This window comes from Sphingomonas sp. GM_Shp_1 (assembly GCF_026540895.1).
Lineage (GTDB): Bacteria > Pseudomonadota > Alphaproteobacteria > Sphingomonadales > Sphingomonadaceae > Sphingomonas.
Genome location: NZ_JALNUR010000012.1, coordinates 54157 through 71309, shown reverse-complemented (window position 1 = coordinate 71309; position 17153 = coordinate 54157). Strand labels below are relative to the sequence as shown.

Sequence of the window (17153 nt, the reverse complement as noted above, 5' to 3'; positions counted from 1 at the left end):
CCCATGTTCGGATTCGGCAAGGACGACACGAACGCGCTGACCATGAATCAGCCGCACCCCGACAGCCTGCTCGACACGGGTGTGCAGGGGGTGATTTCCAAACCGCTCGACCGGGTGGACGGCCCGAAAAAGGTGACCGGCACCGCCACCTATGCCGCCGAATATGCCATCGAGAATATCGCGCACGGCGTGCTGGTCAGTGCGGGCTTCGGCCATGGCAAGATCAGGTCGATCGATGCCGATGTGGTGAAGGCCATCCCCGGCGTGATCGACGTGATCACCGATTATGACAGCTTCATCCGCAATTCGCAGCAGGGCGGCGAGACGAACGCCCCGACCCAAGGCGTGCGCACCGTCGACTATTTCGGCGAGATCATCGCGATTGTCGTCGCCGAGAGCTTCGAGGTCGCGCGCGATGCGGCCAAGCGACTGAAGGTCGATTACGAACCGCTCGACGACGGCGCGTTCGACTATGAGGCGAACAAGGACAAGGCCGAACCCGCCCCCGACGGCCTGATCAAGGGCCATTACGATCAGGGCGATTTCGATCAGGCGTTCGAGAATGCGGCGGTGAAGGTCGACGTGACCTACACCACCCCCAGCCAAAACTCCGCCGCGATGGAACCCCATGCCTCAATCGCGGTGTGGGAGGACGGCGCGTTGACGCTGTACGGCGCATACCAGATGCCGACTTCCGACGCGCAGCAGCTCGCCAAGGCGCTGGGAGTCGCGCAATCCAAGGTGCGGATCATCTCGCGCTATATCGGCGGCGGCTTCGGGTCGAAGCTGGGCATCGCGCCGGAGAGTGTCGCCGCCGCCATCGCCGCCAAGCGGCTGAACCGCCCGGTGAAAGCGGTGATGCTGCGCCAGCAGGTGTTCGACGCGACCGTCCGCCGCTCCAACACCGAACAGCGGATGCGGCTGGGGGCGGAGGCGGGCGGCCGCATCGTCGCGCTTGGCCACGAATCCATCACCTCCAACCTGCCGGACGAGGATTTCTTCGAGCCCGTCGGGATCGGCACCCACTTTCTCTATGGTGGCGAGAATCGGCGGATCAACCATGACGTGGTCCGGCTGAACTGGACGCTGTCGGGCTCGATGCGCGCGCCGGGCGAGGCGGTGGGCATGGTCGGCATGGAATGCGCCATGGACGAACTGGCCGAAGCGATCGGCATGGACCCGATCGACCTTCGCAAGGTCAACGATCCGCAGCAGGACCCGGAACTCAAGGTCCCCTATTCCTCGCGCAACCTGACCCGCTCGCTGGAGGAAGGCGCGAAGCATTTCGGATGGGATCAGCGCCAGGCACCCGGCCAGCGGCGCGAGGGCGACTGGCTGATCGGCATGGGCGTCGCCGCCGCCTGCCGCTCCAACCAGTTGCAGCAATCCGCCGCCAAGGTCGAACTCCACCCCGATGGCACCGCCACCGTCTCTTCGGCGATGACCGATATCGGCACCGGCAGCTATACGATCATGGCGCAGATCGCGGCCGAAATCCTCGGCCTGCCGGTCGAGAGGGTCACGATGGCGCTGGGCGACACCAACGATCCCCCCGCGGCGGGCTCGGGCGGGTCGTGGGGCGCGGCCTCGGCTGGGTCGGCGGTGTATCTCGCGGCGGAACGCGTGCGCGAGAAGCTGGCCAAGGCGATGGGCGTCGATACGGACGGCCTGACGCTCAAGGACGGCATGGCGATCGGGGACAATCGTTCGGTGCCGCTGGCCGAACTGGTCGGCAAGGATGGCCTGTCCGCGATCGGAGAGATCAAGCCGGGCGCGCAGGAGAAGCAGTTCAACCAGGCCAGCTACGGCGCGCATTTCGCCGAGGTCGGCGTCAATGTCGTCACCGGCGAGGTGCGCGTCCGGCGGATGCTGGGCGTGTTCGCGGCGGGGCGGGTGCTCAACGCCAAGACCGCGCGCTCGCAATGCCTGGGCGGCATGACCTTCGGCATCGGCACCGCGCTGACCGAAGAGCTGATCCACGACCCGCGCACCGGCAAGCTGGTGAATCACGACCTGGCCGAATATCATGTGCCGGTGAATGCCGATGTGCCCCAGCTGGAAGTTCATTTCCTCGACGAGCGAGACATCCACGCCAATCCGATCCACGCCAAGGGGATCGGCGAGCTGGGCATTTCCGGCGCGGCCCCGGCGGTGGTCAACGCCATCTACAACGCCACCGGCATCCGGGTGCGCGAGATGCCGGTGACGCTCGACAAGCTGCTCGACCATCTACCGGCGCTTTGATGAGCGAGAATGACAGCGTCCTCGCCGCCGCGAAGGAATGGCGGGGCGAGCCGATGGCGATCGCGACGGTGGTGTCGACCTGGGGGTCGGCACCCCGTCCGCGCGGCAGCCATATGCTCGTCCACGCCGATGGCCGGTTCGAGGGGTCGGTGTCGGGCGGTTGCGTCGAGAACGACATCCTCCACACCGCCGCCGAGGTGATCGGCGGCGCGCCCTTCCAAGTGAAGCGCTACGGCGTGGCGGATGCTTCCGCCTGGGAGGTCGGCCTGCCCTGCGGCGGCGAGATCGCGGTGATGGTGCAGCGTGTGTCGGCAGACGGCTTCGACCCGGAACTGTTCGATCGTATCGTCGAGGCGCGCGAGGCGGGCCGGTCGCTGACCGTCACCACCGACCTTGCCACCGGCCATTCGGACCTTCGACCGATCGAGACGGGTGAGGTCTTCGCCAACCGCTACGACCCGCCGCGCCGCTTGCTGATCGTCGGTGCGGTGCAGATCGCGCAGAGCCTGGCGCAACTGGCGCAGACGCTGGGCATCGCCACCACCGTCATCGACCCGCGCGCACGCTTCCTGACCGAGGAGCGCTTCCCCGGCGTCACGCTGGACGATCGCTGGCCCGACGAGGCGGTCGCCGCCTATGCCCCCGGCCCCGCCACCGCCGTCGTGACGCTCAGCCACGATACCAAGATCGACGACCCCGCCCTGGTCGCCGCGCTGGCCCATGACACCGCCTATGTCGGCGCTTTGGGCAGTCGGCGCAGCCATGCGGCGCGGCGGGAGCGTCTGGCGGCGATGGGCGTTTCCTTGTCAGCGATCGACCGGATCGACGGCCCTGTCGGCCTGGACATCGGTGCGATCGGTCCGTCCGAGATCGCCCTGTCGATCGCGGCGGCGATGATCGGAGCCTTTCATGATCGACGCTGAGGATGTGGTTCTGGTCCTGCTCGCGGCGGGGCGATCGAGCCGTTTCGGGATGGACAACAAGCTGGAGGCCGAGTTTCTCGGCAAACCGGTCGGCTTCCACGTCACCACCGCGCTGGAAAGCATCGCCTTTGCCGACCGGATCGTCGTGACCGACGGCTGCCGACTGGACTTCGCCTCGCGCGGCTACCGCCCCATCCACAATGCCGATGTCGGCCAGGGCCTGTCGCACTCGCTGCAACTGGGCGTGCGCGAGGCGATGAAGACATCGCCCAGGGCGATCCTGGTCGCGTTGGCCGATATGCCGCGCGTGACGGCGGCGCATATCTATCGCCTGTTCGATGCCTTTGAGGGCCCCGACGCGGTGGTGGTGTCGAGCAATGGCGAGCATCCCACCCCACCCGGCATATTCGGCTCAGGCCGGTTCGAGGCGCTGCTCAAGCTGGAAGGCGATGAGGGCGCACGCGCGCTGGTCGCGGGCGGGCGGCATGTCGTGACCGCGCCCGCCGAGTTGATCGACATCGACACGCCCGAGGATCTGGAACGGCTGCGCCAACTGGTTCACGCCCCCGAGCGCAAGATCACTCGTGGCGGAGCGCATCGATCGGATTGAGCGCCGCCGCCCGCCGCGCCGGGAAATAGCCGAACACCACCCCGATCACCGCCGAAATGGCGAAGGCGATGATGTTGATCTGAAGGTCGAAGGTCCACGGCACCTGCATGATCGGCACCAGTGCGGCGATGATCGCCTGCGCCAGCACCAGCCCGATGATCCCGCCCAGACAGGACAGCACCACCGCCTCGACCAGGAACTGCATCAGCACTTCGCGCGCGACCGCGCCGATCGCCAGGCGGATACCGATCTCGCGCGTCCGCTCGGTAACGGACACCAGCATGATGTTCATGATGCCGATCCCGCCCACCACCAGACTGATCGCCGCCACCGCCGCGACGATCCGGGTCAGCATCGTCGTCGTGCTGGTCAGCGTATCGCTGATCTGCTTGGTGTCGAAGATGTTGAAATCGTCTTCCTTGCCGCCGGTGATGGTGCGTCGCTCGCGCAGCAGGTCGGTGAGCGAGGCCTGCACCGCGCTGGTCTGATAAGCCTGGTCGACCCCGACCAGCATCAGTCGGATGTCGCGGCTGCCGGTGAAGCGCCGCTGCACCGCCTTGATCGGCATCAGGACGACATCGTCCTGGTCGCCGAAGCCGCCCTGCCCGCGCGTGGTCAGCACGCCGACCACGTCGCAACTGATCGCCCCGATGCGGAAGCGTTTGCCGACCGCATCGGTGCTGGGGAACAGGTTCTTGCGGACGGTATTGCCGATAATGCACACCGCCTTGCCCGACGCTTCCTCCGCCGGGGTCCAGAGCCGCCCCGATGCCAGCGGCCAGGGCTGGACGGTGAAATAGGCGAGCGTCGTGCCCGTCACCGTGGTCGACCAGTTCGCGCCCTCATAGATGGCGGTGGCCGTAGTCTGCGCCTGCGGGGCGACCGCCGTCACGCCCGCGATCTGATCGGCGATCGCCTCGACATCCTCGGGCTTGAAGTCGGGCGGACGCGGGCCGCCGCCGCCGCGCCCGAAGCCCTGGCCGGGGCGCACCTGAAGGATGTTGGTACCCAGCGACGAGATGGACTGCTGCACCGCCGCCGTCGTCGCCTTGCCCAGCGTCACCATGGTCACGACCGCGCCGACGCCGATGATGATGCCGAGCGTCGTCAGGAACGAGCGCAGCACATGCCGCCTGATCGAGCGGATCGCGAGGATGAGCGTGGTGCCGAACATCAGTGCCCATCCCTGTCAAACGGGGCCATGTCCGGCACGACGCCAGGCCGGTGCTGCGCTTCGATCCGATCGACCAGCCCGTCCTTGAAGTGGATGACGGTGCGCGCGAACGCTGCCATGTCGGGCTCGTGCGTGACCATCAACACGGTGATGCCGCTGTCCTGGTTCAGCCCGGTGAGCAATTCCATGATCTCGACCGAGCGTTCGGAATCGAGATTGCCGGTCGGCTCGTCGGCGAGCAGCACGTCGGGGCTGGTCACGATGGCGCGCGCAATCGCCACGCGCTGCTGCTGTCCGCCCGACAGTTCGGCGGGGGTATGATCCCACCATTGGTCGAGCCCGACCTTCTCCAGCGCCGCCATGCCCATATCGCGCCGGGTCTTCTTGTCCTCGCCGCGATAGAGCAAAGGCAGTTCGACATTCTCCAGCGCGGTGGTGCGCGAAAGCAAATTGAACCCCTGGAACACGAAGCCGAGGTAACGGCGCCGCAGCATCGCGCGCTGGTCGCGGTCCAGCGTCTCGACGGCATGGCCGCGGAACAGGAAGTTGCCCCCGCTCGGCACGTCGAGACAGCCCAGGATGTTCATCGTCGTCGACTTGCCCGACCCCGAAGGGCCCATCACCGCGACGAAGTCACCGGCGGCGATGTCCAGGTCGACACCTTTCAGCGCCTGAAACTGGGTGGCACCGCTGCCATAGGTCTTGGTGACGCCGCGCAGGCTGATCAGGGGGAGGTCAGCGGCCACCGCCGCCCCCGCCGCCCTGACGGCGCTGCCCACCCCCGGCGGGTGTGCTCTGCCCCGCCGCGAGTTGTCCGGTGATGACCTGCATACCGGGCTTGAGGCCGCCCGACAGAACCTCGGTCATCGATCCGTTGGTGTCGCCGGTGACGATCTGCACCGCCTGTGGCTTACCGTCATTGCCCCGGACATAGACGGTCTGGGTCGCGCCGCGCTGGACGGTCGCGGTCCGCGCCGCACGGTCCCGGCGCGGGCGGAAGGTCAGCGAGCCCGCAATGCCGCCGCCGCCCTGCCCCGCGCCGTCCGAAGGCTGGAAACGCAGCGCCGCATTGGGGATCAGCATGACGTTCCGCTTGTCCGACGTGACGATATCGGCGGTCGCGGTCATGCCGGGGCGCAGTTGCAGGTCGGGATTGGCGACCGTCAGGTCGGCGGCGTAGCTGACCACCTGGCCGGTGGTCGATGTGCTGCTCGCGGTCGAGGACGAGGAGGACGAGGTCGCCGCGCTGACCGTCAGGTTCGATCCCAGATCGACCCGCGTGATCGTCGCGGGGAAGGTCCGCCCCGGAAAGGCATCGACGGTGAAATTGGCCTTTTGCCCCACCTTCACTTCGCCGACATCGGCCTCGTCGATCGCGACCTCCAGCTTCATCTGGGTCAGGTCTTCGGCGATGACGAACAGGGTGGGCGTGTTGAACGACGCCGCGACCGTCTGCCCCGGATCGACCTGGCGCGCCAGCACCACGCCCGACACGGGCGAGCGGATGATCGCGCGCTGTCGCTGGGTCTGCGACTGGGCGAGCTGCGCACGGGCGGCGGCGACATTGGCCTCCGCGACGCGAAGCGCGGCGACCGCGCGCTGCGCATCGGCGCGCCCGGCCTGGAGTTCGGTTGCCGAGGGCACGCGGCCGTTGGATAGCTTATAGACCTGCTCCAGCCGGGCGAGTTGGGCCTGCGACTCCGCCACGGTCGCGCGCGCCTGCGCCACCTGGGCCTGATTGGCGGCCAGCGTCGCCTGGCCCGCACGGATCTGATCGTCAATCTGTTCGGGGTCGATCAGCGCCAGCGCCTCGCCCGCCTTCACCCGGTCGTTCACATCGACCACCACCCTGGTGACCAGACCGGATAGCTGCGAGCCGACCGTCACCTGGGTCGTCGGGGCCAGCTTGCCGGTCGCCGAGACGGTGACGGTCAGGTCGCCGCGCGTCACCGGCGCGGTCGCATAGCCGGCCTCGTTCGATCCGCCGAAACAGTTTTTCAGCAGCAGCGCGAGCAGCACGACGCCGACGATCACCACGCCCCACTGCACCCATTTGCGCCAGCGCGGCTGCGGCTTCACGCCCAGGAAATCGTCGAGAGTCTGGTCGGCCATCAGCGGTTGTCCGGGGTTGTCGCGCGCGGCGGCGCTTCTGGAGTGGTGGTGGCGTCCCATCCGCCGCCCAGCGCGGCGAAGAGCGCGACCTGTGCGGTGGCGGCGTCGGAGCGGGCCTGAACCAGCCCGTTCTGGGCGTTCAACAACGCGGCCTCCTGTTGCGACAGGGTGGTGAAGTCGGTCAGGCCGGAGCGATACTGGCTGCGCGCCAGGATCGCCGAATTGCGCGCGGCGTCGAGCTGGATGGCGAATTGCCGCTCCCTCTCGCGCGCGGTGTTGAGCGCGACGATCGCATTCTCGACATCCTCCAGCGCGAGCAGGACGGTGCCCTGATAGGCGGCATAGCTCTGATCGGCGACGGCCTGCGCGTTCCTGACCTGCGAACGCAGACGACCGCCGTTGAAGATCGCCTGTGTCAGCCCGGCGAACAGGCTGCCGGTGATCGCGTCGCCCAGTGAGCCCAGGCTGGTCGCCGCCGTGTTGATATTCCCCGATATGGCCAGCGCCGGATAGAGCGCCGCCTGCGCCACCCCGATCCGCGCGGTGGCGGCGGCCAGGTTGCGCTCGGCCGCGCGGACATCCGGGCGGCGGCGCAATATCTCCGCCGGGATGCCGACGCCGATCACCGCCGGACCCTTGGGGATGGGCCGCCCCGCCTCCAGCCGGGCCTTGAGCGCCCCCGGCGCCTGTGCGGTCAGCACGCCCAGCCGCGAGACGGCGGCATTATATTGCTGTTCGATCGACGGGATGGTCGCGGCGGTCTGCGCGCGCTGGCCGCGCGCCTGTTCGGCGTCGAGCGAGGAAACGAGGCCCGCCTGCACGCGGAAACCGGCGATCTCCAGATTATCGTCCTGCAAGGCCAGGCTGGCCCGCGCATTGGCGAGCTGCGCCTGATAGGCGCGCGCCAGCATGTAGTTGCGCGCCAACTCGCTCTCGACGGTCAGCAGCGTCGCGGCATAGCTGAACCCCGCGCCCTCATAGGTCGCCCGTGTCGCCTCGACTGTGCGGCGAACCTCGCCGAACAGGCCAAGCTGATAGCTGGCCGACAGACCCACGGTGAAGCTGTTGCTGCCGCCCCCGCCGGTATCGACCACGGTGCCGTCGGGCAAAGTGAAGCTGCGCCCGCCGCCCGCCAGATTCTCGTTCCGCTGATAGCCGGTCGAACCCGATACGGTGGGCAGCAGCGAGGCGCGGCTCTGGATCAGGCTTTCACGCGCCTGTCGCAGCCGGGCGACGGCCTGCACCACATCGGTATTGGCGACCACCGCCTGCTCGACCAGTTCGGCGAGCAACGGATCGTCGAACGACCGCCACCAGCGGGTCAGGTCCTGTGCCTGCGCATTGGCGGCGGGCACCGACCAATTGGCGGGCACCCCCAGCTCTTGGGGAGCGGCGGGACGATAATCGGGGCCGACCGTACAACCGGACAAGGCGGCTGTGGCCAGGAGAAGGACGCGGGCGCGAGGCTTCATGGCGGCGAACCTGCCCCGCCCTTACGGCCCCGTCCAGTGCGTTTATGTCGCAAAGTGTGACGGATGCGGGAAATCGCCGTCATGTGGCGGCGCACGCTTTCCGGGGGATTTGGTTCCCAATAACAAATTCCTCCCCTGCAAGGGGAGGGGAACCAGCGAAGCTGGTGGAGGGGTGTCACCCTATCGAGAGCGGGACACCCCTCCGTCAGGCCTCCGGCCTGCCACCTCCCCTTGCAGGGGAGGAATATCGATGCTTACCGCCCCACCCAGTCGGACACCTGCTGCGCCACCTGGTTCGCCGCCTGGTTCAGCGCGGGGCCGACACTTTCCGCGTCGATCTTGCCCACGGGCACGCGCGCTTCGAAGCGGCGCTTCTCGACGCTCGTCTGGCCGCCGCGTTGCAGGGCGGCGTCGAACATCACTACGGCCTCGCGCCGGGTGGCGTCCATGCCGAACTGGCGCAGTTCGCCGCCCAGACGGTCGCCCGGATCGCCGATCGATTCCCGCGCCGACAGCACCACCCGGCCCGCGCGCGCGGTCAGCGTGTCCGCCATCAGCCGGGCGAACAGCCGCGTCGGCGGCTCGGCCCATTGGGCGTCCTTCACATAGGCGATGCTGGTCGCATCCTCCTGCACCGGCACCCGCGCGGTGGCGAGTTCCTGCGGGGCGCTGGGCACCTGGATGGTGATCGACTTGCCGCGACCCGAATCCTGCGTCTCGCCGACCGCCGGCGCCGACTGCGCCTGGAGCGTCAGCAGCGAGGGCGGCGGCTTGGCGCCGAAGCTGATGCAGCCGGCGAGCGGAAGCGCGGCGAGCAGAACGATCAGCGGAGTCTTCATGACGGTCCTCATCGGCTTCCTCACTTGCCCTTATAGTCCGGCAGCTTCTGCTGCCCGATCAGCGACCCGGCGCCCTGCTGGTCGACCTTCTCGGCGACCGCCGACAGCGACTGGGTCATCACGCGCAGGTCCTTCACCAGACGATCCACCTCCGGCACGGTCTGCTTGGAGAAGGTCTGCAGGCCCGGCCGCGCATCGCCGATCGCCGAATTCAGCGTGTCGGCGCTCTTCTGGGCCGAGGCGATCGCCTTGTTCAGATTGACCATGGTCGGCTTGACGTCCTCGGCGAGCAGGCCGTTGGTCGTCGCCGCCAACTGACCGATCGACTGCGCCGCATCGCCCGCCTGCTGGATCGCCACGCGGGTCTGCGCCAGCGTCGCCGCGATCTCCGGCCCGCGATCGGCCAGCGCGTCGGTCAGACGGTTGGTGTTGTCGAGGATGCCCGCGATCGACGCCTGGTTGCGATCCGACAGCAGCCCGGTCAGCCGCTCGGTCAACGTCGACAGTCGCTCCAGCAGCTGCGGCGCGGAGTTCAGGATCGCGCCGATGCCCCCCTGCTTGGTCGGGATGACCGGCACGCCATACGGGCAAATGGTCTTGTTCTCGGGCGTCGGACAGGTGATCGGCGGCGCACCTTTTCGCGCGCCGTCCAGCGAGATGGTGCTGGTGCCGGTGAAGCTGGCGGAGATCGACGCGGTCGTGCCCTGGAGGATCGGCGTCTGCTCGTTCACCGCGACGCGCACCCGCACGAATTGCGGATCGGGCCGCCACAGCGCGATTTCCTTCACCTGCCCCGAGGGCACGCCCGAATAGGTGACCGCCGAGCCCTTGGCCAGGCCATCGACCGACTGGCGGAAGAAGATGTCATACTCCTTCTCCGACGTGCCGCCCAGCCGGGCGATCCAGACGGTGAAAAGCGCCAGCACGACGAGCAGGATCAGCACGACGGAGCCGACAAGGACGTGGTTCGAACGAGTTTCCATCAGCGTGTCCCTGGTTCGCCTCTCGTATGGGCGTCGGCCCCGGTCCCCTGCGACCGCTGGCCGGTGGAATGGGCTTCGACTTCGGTGGGGTGGCGCTCGGCGTCGGTATCGGCGGAGCGGGGCCGCAGGTCCGCCACCTCGTCCTTGGCGGCGATCGCGGCCCGTCCGCGCGGCCCCTTGAAATATTCCTCGATCCACGGATGGTCGAGTGCGATCAGCTCGTCGATCGTGCCGACCGCGATCACCTTCTTGTCCGCCAGCACCGCCACCCGGTCGCAAATCGCATAAAGCGTGTCGAGGTCATGGGTGATGAGGAAGACGGTCAGCCCCAACGTCTTCTGGAGCGAGGCGATCAACTGGTCGAACGCCGCCGCGCCGATCGGGTCGAGCCCCGCGGTCGGCTCGTCGAGGAACAGCAATTCGGGGTCGAGCGCGAGCGCCCGGGCGAGCCCCGCGCGCTTTTTCATGCCGCCCGACAGCTCGGCCGGGTATTTGGGCCCGGCATCGGCGGGCAGGCCGGTCATCACCACCTTGTAGGACGCGATCTCGTCCATCAACGCCTGCGGCAGGTCGCGGTAGAACTCCCGCAGCGGCACCGCGACATTTTCGGCGACCGTCAGCGTCGAGAACAGCGCACCGCCCTGGAACAGCACGCCCCAGCGCTTGCGGACATCGACCGCCTCGGTCGCCTCGCGGCCGATGGTCGGTTCGCCGAACACGGTGATATCGCCCTGATCGGGAGTCTGGAGGCCGATGATCGTGCGCATCAGCACCGACTTGCCGGTGCCCGATCCGCCGACCACGCCCAGAATCTCGCCCTTGCGCACGTCCAGGTCGAGCCCGTCGTGAATCACCTGATCTCCGAAGCTGTTGCGCAGCCCCCGGACCTGGATCAGATGCTCGTCCTGTTCGGCCATCAATCCCATCCGATCCAGGTGAAGAAGACCGCGAAGAAGGCGTCGAGCACGATCACCAGGAAGATCGCCTGCACCACCGCCGCCGTGGTGCGCAGCCCGACCTGCTCGGCATCCGACTTGACCTGCATCCCCTGGAAACAGCCCGCGATCGCGATGATCGCGCCAAAGACGGGGGCCTTGATCAGCCCGACATAAAGGTCGGTGATCGGCACCACCTCGCGAATGCGCGCGATGAAGGTGATCGGCGGAATGCCCAGCGACACCGCCGCCAGGAAGCATCCGCCGATCATCGCGATCAGCGAGGAATAGAAGCCGAGTAGCGGCATCAGCGTGACCGCCGCCAGCGTGCGCGGCAGCACCAGCGCCTCCATCGGCGACACGCCGATGACCCGCATCGCGTCAATCTCCTCGGTCAGCTTCATCGTGCCGATCTGCGCCGCGAAGGCCGAGCCCGAGCGGCCCGCAACCATGATCGCGGTCATCAGCACGCCCAGTTCGCGCAAGGTCAGGCGGCCGACCAGATTGATCGTGAACACCTCCGCGCCAAACTGGCGAAGCTGCACCGCGCCCTGTTGCGCGATGACGATGCCGATCAGGAAGCTCATCAGCCCGACGATCGCCAGCGCGGTCACGCCGACCGTCTCAAACTCATGCACCACCGCGTTGAAGCGGAAACGGCGCGGATGGCGGATCACCGCCAGCGCGGCCAGCACGGTCGCGCCCATGAAGCCCAGCAGGCCGTACAGCGTCTGGAAGGCCGCGATGACCGCGTCACCCACTTCCCCCGCCACGCGCGAAAAGGGGCTGATCGCCTTGGGCCGCATCGCCACCGGCTGATCCGCCTCGACCACCTTGGCCATCAGATGGAGCTGATCCTCGTCCAGTCCGTCGATCTGCGCATCGTTGCGCGCGGCAAAGCGATGGATCAGCCAGGCGCCGACCGTATCGATACGGTCGACCTGCGACAGATCGAGTCGTTCGACGGCCGCATCCTCGCGGTCGAGCCGCTCCGGCAGGTCGCCCAGCGTCGCCAGCGACAGGCTGCCGGTGAAGCGCATCGCGCCACCGTTCGCCGGGTCCAGCTGATAATCGGCCTTGGCGTTCATCACCTGCCTCTTTGAGGGAAAGCGGAGGTATCGACAAGGCGCTTCAGTCGCACGACGAATCGCCCCCGGCCGATAATTAGACCTTTGCGTGACGTTTTCAAAGCAACCTGTCCACGGCGTGAAGGACCAGGCCGACGCTGCCGCCGACCAGCGTCCCGTTGATCCGGATATATTGCAAGTCGCGCCCGACCGCATTCTCCAGCCGCGAGGTGACGGTGTCGGCGTCCCATCCGCGCACCGTCTCCGACACCAGCCGGACGATGCCGTCGCCATAATCAGCCGCGACGCCGACCACCGCGCGACGCACGAAGCGGTTGATCGTCGCCGCCAGCCGGGGATCGTTCTGAAGCGTCTGGCCCAACTGGCGCAATGTCTCGCCCAGCTTGCCCGCGGTCACCGCCTGCGGATCGCGCGCCATGCGCAGCAACGCCTCGCGCGCCTGTTCCCACAGGCCGTCGAGCCAGCGCTGCATCGCCGGATTGGCGACCAGGTCGTTCTTCATCGCCTCCACCCGCGTGCGCGTGTCGGGATCATATTGCAGGTCCCAGGCCAAGCGATCGAGCCCTTCCTCGATCTTCAGGCGCAGCGGATGCTCGCGATCCTCGGCGACATCGTCGAGCAGCTTGTGGAGTCCGTCGATCAGCTTGTCGGCCAGCGTCTCGTCCAGCCCGGTCCAGCGCAGGATCGCGCCCGCCCGTTCATGCACCATCGCCCGCACGATCGGCTCGTTCGCCTCCAGCGCGCTGGCCGCCCAGCGCAGCACCGAATCGAGCAGCGGCAGATGCCGCCCCTCGGCGATGCTCGCCTTCATCAACTGGCCCAGGATCGGCGACACCTCGGTCGCGCGCAGCCGCGATCCGATTCCCGCCTTCACCATGCCGCCCAGCCGCTGGGGGTCGAAGGCGGTCAGCATCTCGGCGAACAGCTTGGAGGCGCCGCGCCGGATCCGCCCGCCCTCCTGCGGCGGTTGCGCCAGCCAGCGCCCGGCGGCGCCCGCCACGTCCAGCCGGTGCATCCGCCGCGCGACGACGCGGGGGATCAGGAAATTGGTGCGCAGGAAATTGGCGAGCGTGTCGCCGATCCGGTCCTTGTTGCGCGGCACGATCGCGGTGTGCGGGATGGGCAGGCCCAGCGGATGGCGGAACAAAGCGGTGACCGCGAACCAGTCCGCCAGGCCACCGACCATCGCCGCCTCGGCAAAGGAGCGGACGAAACCCCAGGCGGGGTGAACCGGCTGTAACGCGCGCGCGATCAGGTACAGGGCCGCCATCGACAGCAACAGACCCGTCGCAACCGCCCGCATCTTCCGCAGGGCGGCCGGAACGGGTTGGCTACCCCCCAATCGCGTCGCGACTTCCATCGTTCAGGACAATTCGCGAACGGCGGCTTTGTTCAAGTGGAATCTTTCCCGAGCGTAACGAAACGGGGCGATGCGGTCCTCCCCGGCACGGGGAGGTGGCAGGCCGAAGGCCTGACGGAGGGGGGACTGCCGGACAGGACATCCGTTGTGGCAGCCCCCCTCCACCACCGCTTCGCGGCGGTCCCCCTTCCCGTACCGGGGAGGACTTACTCCGCTGGCCCATAGCCCAGCTTGCCGGTCGCGGGCGGCAGCGCGGGGCCGCCCGCCGGGCCTTCGATCACCGGTCCGGCGCCGAGTTCGTCGCCGGGCTTATAGGTCAGCAACCGCTTGCCCAGACGCGGGCCGATCCAGCGCTCGACACCCACCGCCAGGCTGAACGCGGCGGGCACGATCAGCAGGGTGAGGATGGTCGACATGGCGAGGCCGCCGATCACCGTCACGCCCATCGGGCTGCGCCACGATCCGTCACCGCCCAGCGACAGCGCGGTCGGAACCATGCCCGCGACCATCGCGACCGTGGTCATCACGATCGGCTGGGCGCGCTTGTGCCCGGCGTCCAGCACCGCGTCGCGCACCGGCACGCCCTTGGCGATCTCCTCCAGCGCGAAGTCGATCAGCAGGATCGAGTTCTTGGCGACGATGCCGAGCAGCATCAGCAACCCGATATAGACCGGCAGCGACAGCGGATTGCCGGTGAAGTAGAGCGCCAGCAACCCGCCCAGGGGGGCCAGCAGCAGCGAGGCCATGTTGACGAAGGGCGGCAGGAAGCGGCGATAGAGCAGCACCAGCACCGCAAAGACCATGAAGATGGCCGAGATGATCGCCGTGAAGAAATTGGTCATCATCTCGTTCTGCATCTTGGCCTGGCCCAGCACCATTTCGCTGACCCCCATCGGCAGATTCTTCATGATCGGCAGGTCGTGGACCTTCTTCATCGCGTCGCCGCTGATCACGCCCTTGGCCAAGTCGGCCCCGACCGTGACCTGACGCCGCTGGTTGACGCGGTCGATCTGGGTCGGCCCCGCGCCCAGCCCGATATCGGCGACGACGCTGAGCGGCACCGAGCCCCCGGTCTGGGTCTGCACCGGCAGATTCTGGATGGTCGACATCCGCGCCCGGGCATTCTGGTCCAGCGCCACGCGGATCGGCACCTGGCGATCCGACAGCGAGAAGCGTGCCGAATTCTGGTCGATATCGCCCAGGGTCGCGATGCGGATCGCACTCGACAGCGCCTGCGTCGTCACGCCCAGATTGGCCGCGAGGTCGAGGCGCGGGCGGATGACGATTTCGGGTCGGTCGAGATTGCCGACGATGCGCGGCGCGACCAGGCCCGGGACGGTCCCCATCTGCTCGACGATCTTGTTGGCGGTATCGCGCAGCACCGCCGGATCGTCGCCGCCCAGCGTGATGGTCAGGTCACGTCCGCTCGACCCCCAGCCGAATTGCGACTGGAAGGATACGCGGGCATCGGGGATCGCGGCCAGTTCGGGGGCCAGCGAGCGTTCGAAGTCGGTGCTCTTCATCGAGCGATCCTCCTTCAACGTCGCCACCACGCGGCCATTGCCGACGCTGGTGCGCGAATAGACCGATTCAACGTCCGGCTGCTTGCGCAGGAACTGCGCGACCTTCTTCACGACCTGATCGGTCTGGGCCAGTGTGGTGCCGGGCACCATCTCGATCTTGGCGACCGCCTGGTCATTGTCCTGCGGCGGCTGGAAGGTCTTGGGAATGACCGCGAACATCACGACGGTCAGGACGAAGGCCATCACGCCGATGCCGATCACCCACAGCCGATGGTCGCGGAACCGCCCGAAGAAGCGCCGCACCACCCCGCGCCGTGCACCGTCGGTCGGGCGATCATAGCGCAGCGACCAGCGCAGCGTCGCCATATAGGCGTCCATGAGACGCCCTTCGCCATGGCTGGCATGGCCCGCCGATTTTAGGAAATAGGCCGCGATCATCGGCGTGATCATGCGCGCGACCGCCAGGCTCATCAGCACCGAGACGACGACGGTCAGGCCGAAATTCTTGAAATACTGCCCCGGCACGCCCGGCATGATCGACACGGGCAGGAACACCGCAACGATCGCCATGGTGGTGCCCAGCACGGCGAGGCCGATCTCGTCCGCCGCGTCGATCGACGCCTGATAGGCGGATTTGCCCATGCGCATGTGGCGCACGATATTCTCGATCTCCACGATCGCGTCGTCGACCAGCACGCCCGCCACCAGGCTGAGCGCCAGCAGCGTCATCTGGTTGAGGGTGAAGTTCATCAGATCCATGACCCAGAAGGTCGGGATCGCCGACAAGGGGATGGCCAGCGCCGAGATCACCGTCGCGCGCCAGTCGCGCAGGAACAGGAACACGACGATCACCGCCAGCACCGCGCCCTCGATCATCGCATGGATGGCGCTTTCATATTGCTGCTCGGTATATTTGACGCTGTTCGAGCGGAGGACGAACTTCACCTCCGGGTTGCGCTTTTCCAGCGCCTTCAGCTTCTCGACCGCGCCGTTATAGACGCTGACGTCCGAGGCGCCCTTGGCGCGCTGGAAGTCGAAGCTGATGACCTGTCGCCCGTCGACCGCCGCCTGCGAACGCTGCTCGGCATAAAGGTCCCGGACCGTGGCGATGTCGGCCAGCCGCACGGTGCGCCCGCCGCCCACGTTGATCTGGGTCTGGCCCAGATCATAGGCGTTGCGCGCATTGCCCAGCACGCGGACCGCCTGTTCCGTGCCCGCGATCTCGGCCCGGCCACCCGCCGCGTTCAGGTTGGTCATGCGAAGCTGCGCATTGACCTCGCTGGCGGTCAGGCCCTGTGCCTGGAGCTTCAGCGGATCGAGGATGACGCGAATCTCGCGCGTCACGCCGCCGTTGCGGATGACCTTGGAGAGGCCGGGGACCGACAACAGCTCCTTGGTGACGTTATTGTCGATATACCAGCTAAGCTGTTCGGGCGTCATGTTGGACGCGACCGCCGAATAGCTGGCCAGGTCGTTGTCGGTCGAATCGACGCGGATCACCTGCGGTTCCAGGATGCCGTCGGGCAGCATCGAGCGGATCTGGGTGATCGCGTCGCGCGCATCGCTGACCGCGCGGTCGATCGGGGTGCCGATATCGAGCTGGACCAGCGTCTGCGACTGGCCCTCGGTCACGGTCGAGGTGATCTGGTCGACGCCCTGCAAGTTCCGCAACGCCGCCTCGACCCGCTGGGTGACCTGCGTCTCCAGCTCGGTCGGCGCCGCACCCGGCTGGTTCACGACGACCACGACGATCGGGAAATCGATGTCGGGGTCGTTGTTCACGTCCATCCGCATGAAGCTGACGATCCCCGCCAGCGTCAGCGCGACGAACAGGACGATCGGCGGAACCGGGTTCCGGATCGCCCAGGCGGAGATGTTGCGGAAACTCAT

The 17153-nt window shown here is 67.5% G+C and carries 13 protein-coding genes; 3 read left to right on the top strand and 10 right to left on the bottom strand.

What is annotated here, in order from left to right; all coding sequences use genetic code 11:
• The first annotated feature begins 3 nt into the window (after positions 1-3).
• The 3 genes from OXQ33_RS08425 to OXQ33_RS08415 are packed head-to-tail and all read left to right on the top strand — an operon-like array spanning position 4 to position 3777.
• Positions 4-2244: a xanthine dehydrogenase family protein molybdopterin-binding subunit gene (locus OXQ33_RS08425; RefSeq protein ID WP_267434232.1), complete on the top strand. Its 2241-nt coding sequence runs from the start codon at positions 4-6 to the stop codon at positions 2242-2244.
• On the top strand, positions 2244-3167 hold the full coding sequence (locus OXQ33_RS08420) for an XdhC family protein (RefSeq protein WP_267434231.1): 924 nt from the start codon (positions 2244-2246) through the stop codon (positions 3165-3167). The genes OXQ33_RS08425 and OXQ33_RS08420 overlap by 1 nt, the downstream gene beginning before the upstream one ends.
• Positions 3154-3777: a nucleotidyltransferase family protein gene (locus OXQ33_RS08415; RefSeq protein WP_267434230.1), complete on the top strand. Its 624-nt coding sequence runs from the start codon at positions 3154-3156 to the stop codon at positions 3775-3777. The genes OXQ33_RS08420 and OXQ33_RS08415 overlap by 14 nt, the downstream gene beginning before the upstream one ends.
• Here the strand turns inward: OXQ33_RS08415 and OXQ33_RS08410 are convergent.
• The 10 genes from OXQ33_RS08410 to OXQ33_RS08365 form a co-directional block, all read right to left on the bottom strand.
• Positions 3746-4951 (bottom strand): ABC transporter permease, encoded by a 1206-nt coding sequence (locus OXQ33_RS08410; protein WP_267434229.1) that lies wholly within the window; start codon positions 4949-4951, stop codon positions 3746-3748. The genes OXQ33_RS08415 and OXQ33_RS08410 overlap by 32 nt on opposite strands.
• Complete coding sequence (locus OXQ33_RS08405) at positions 4951-5697, bottom strand: ABC transporter ATP-binding protein (protein ID WP_267434228.1); 747 nt, start codon at positions 5695-5697, stop codon at positions 4951-4953. The genes OXQ33_RS08410 and OXQ33_RS08405 overlap by 1 nt, the downstream gene beginning before the upstream one ends.
• Entirely contained in the window at positions 5687-7063 is a 1377-nt protein-coding gene (locus tag OXQ33_RS08400; protein WP_267434227.1) for an efflux RND transporter periplasmic adaptor subunit, read from the bottom strand. The genes OXQ33_RS08405 and OXQ33_RS08400 overlap by 11 nt, the downstream gene beginning before the upstream one ends.
• On the bottom strand, positions 7063-8535 hold the full coding sequence (locus tag OXQ33_RS08395) for an efflux transporter outer membrane subunit (RefSeq protein WP_267434226.1): 1473 nt from the start codon (positions 8533-8535) through the stop codon (positions 7063-7065). Before OXQ33_RS08395 ends, OXQ33_RS08400 begins: the two co-directional genes overlap by 1 nt.
• A 254-nt stretch (positions 8536-8789) precedes the next feature.
• Positions 8790-9374 carry an ABC-type transport auxiliary lipoprotein family protein gene (locus tag OXQ33_RS08390; RefSeq protein WP_267434225.1) on the bottom strand — a complete coding sequence of 195 codons (585 nt, stop codon included), beginning with the start codon at positions 9372-9374 and terminating at the stop codon, positions 8790-8792.
• A 20-nt stretch (positions 9375-9394) separates the two neighbouring features.
• A complete protein-coding gene (locus OXQ33_RS08385; protein WP_267434224.1) occupies positions 9395-10357 on the bottom strand; it encodes an MlaD family protein in 963 nt (320 codons plus the stop codon).
• Positions 10357-11274: an ABC transporter ATP-binding protein gene (locus tag OXQ33_RS08380; protein WP_267434223.1), complete on the bottom strand. Its 918-nt coding sequence runs from the start codon at positions 11272-11274 to the stop codon at positions 10357-10359. Before OXQ33_RS08380 ends, OXQ33_RS08385 begins: the two co-directional genes overlap by 1 nt.
• Positions 11274-12380, bottom strand: a complete 1107-nt coding sequence (locus OXQ33_RS08375; protein WP_267434222.1) for an ABC transporter permease — start codon at positions 12378-12380, stop codon at positions 11274-11276. Before OXQ33_RS08375 ends, OXQ33_RS08380 begins: the two co-directional genes overlap by 1 nt.
• 97 nt (positions 12381-12477) lie before the next feature.
• On the bottom strand, positions 12478-13683 hold the full coding sequence (locus OXQ33_RS08370; protein ID WP_267434221.1) for a DUF445 domain-containing protein: 1206 nt from the start codon (positions 13681-13683) through the stop codon (positions 12478-12480).
• 263 nt (positions 13684-13946) lie between these two features.
• Positions 13947-17153, bottom strand: coding sequence for an efflux RND transporter permease subunit (locus OXQ33_RS08365; protein ID WP_267434220.1), 3207 nt, complete (start codon positions 17151-17153; stop codon positions 13947-13949).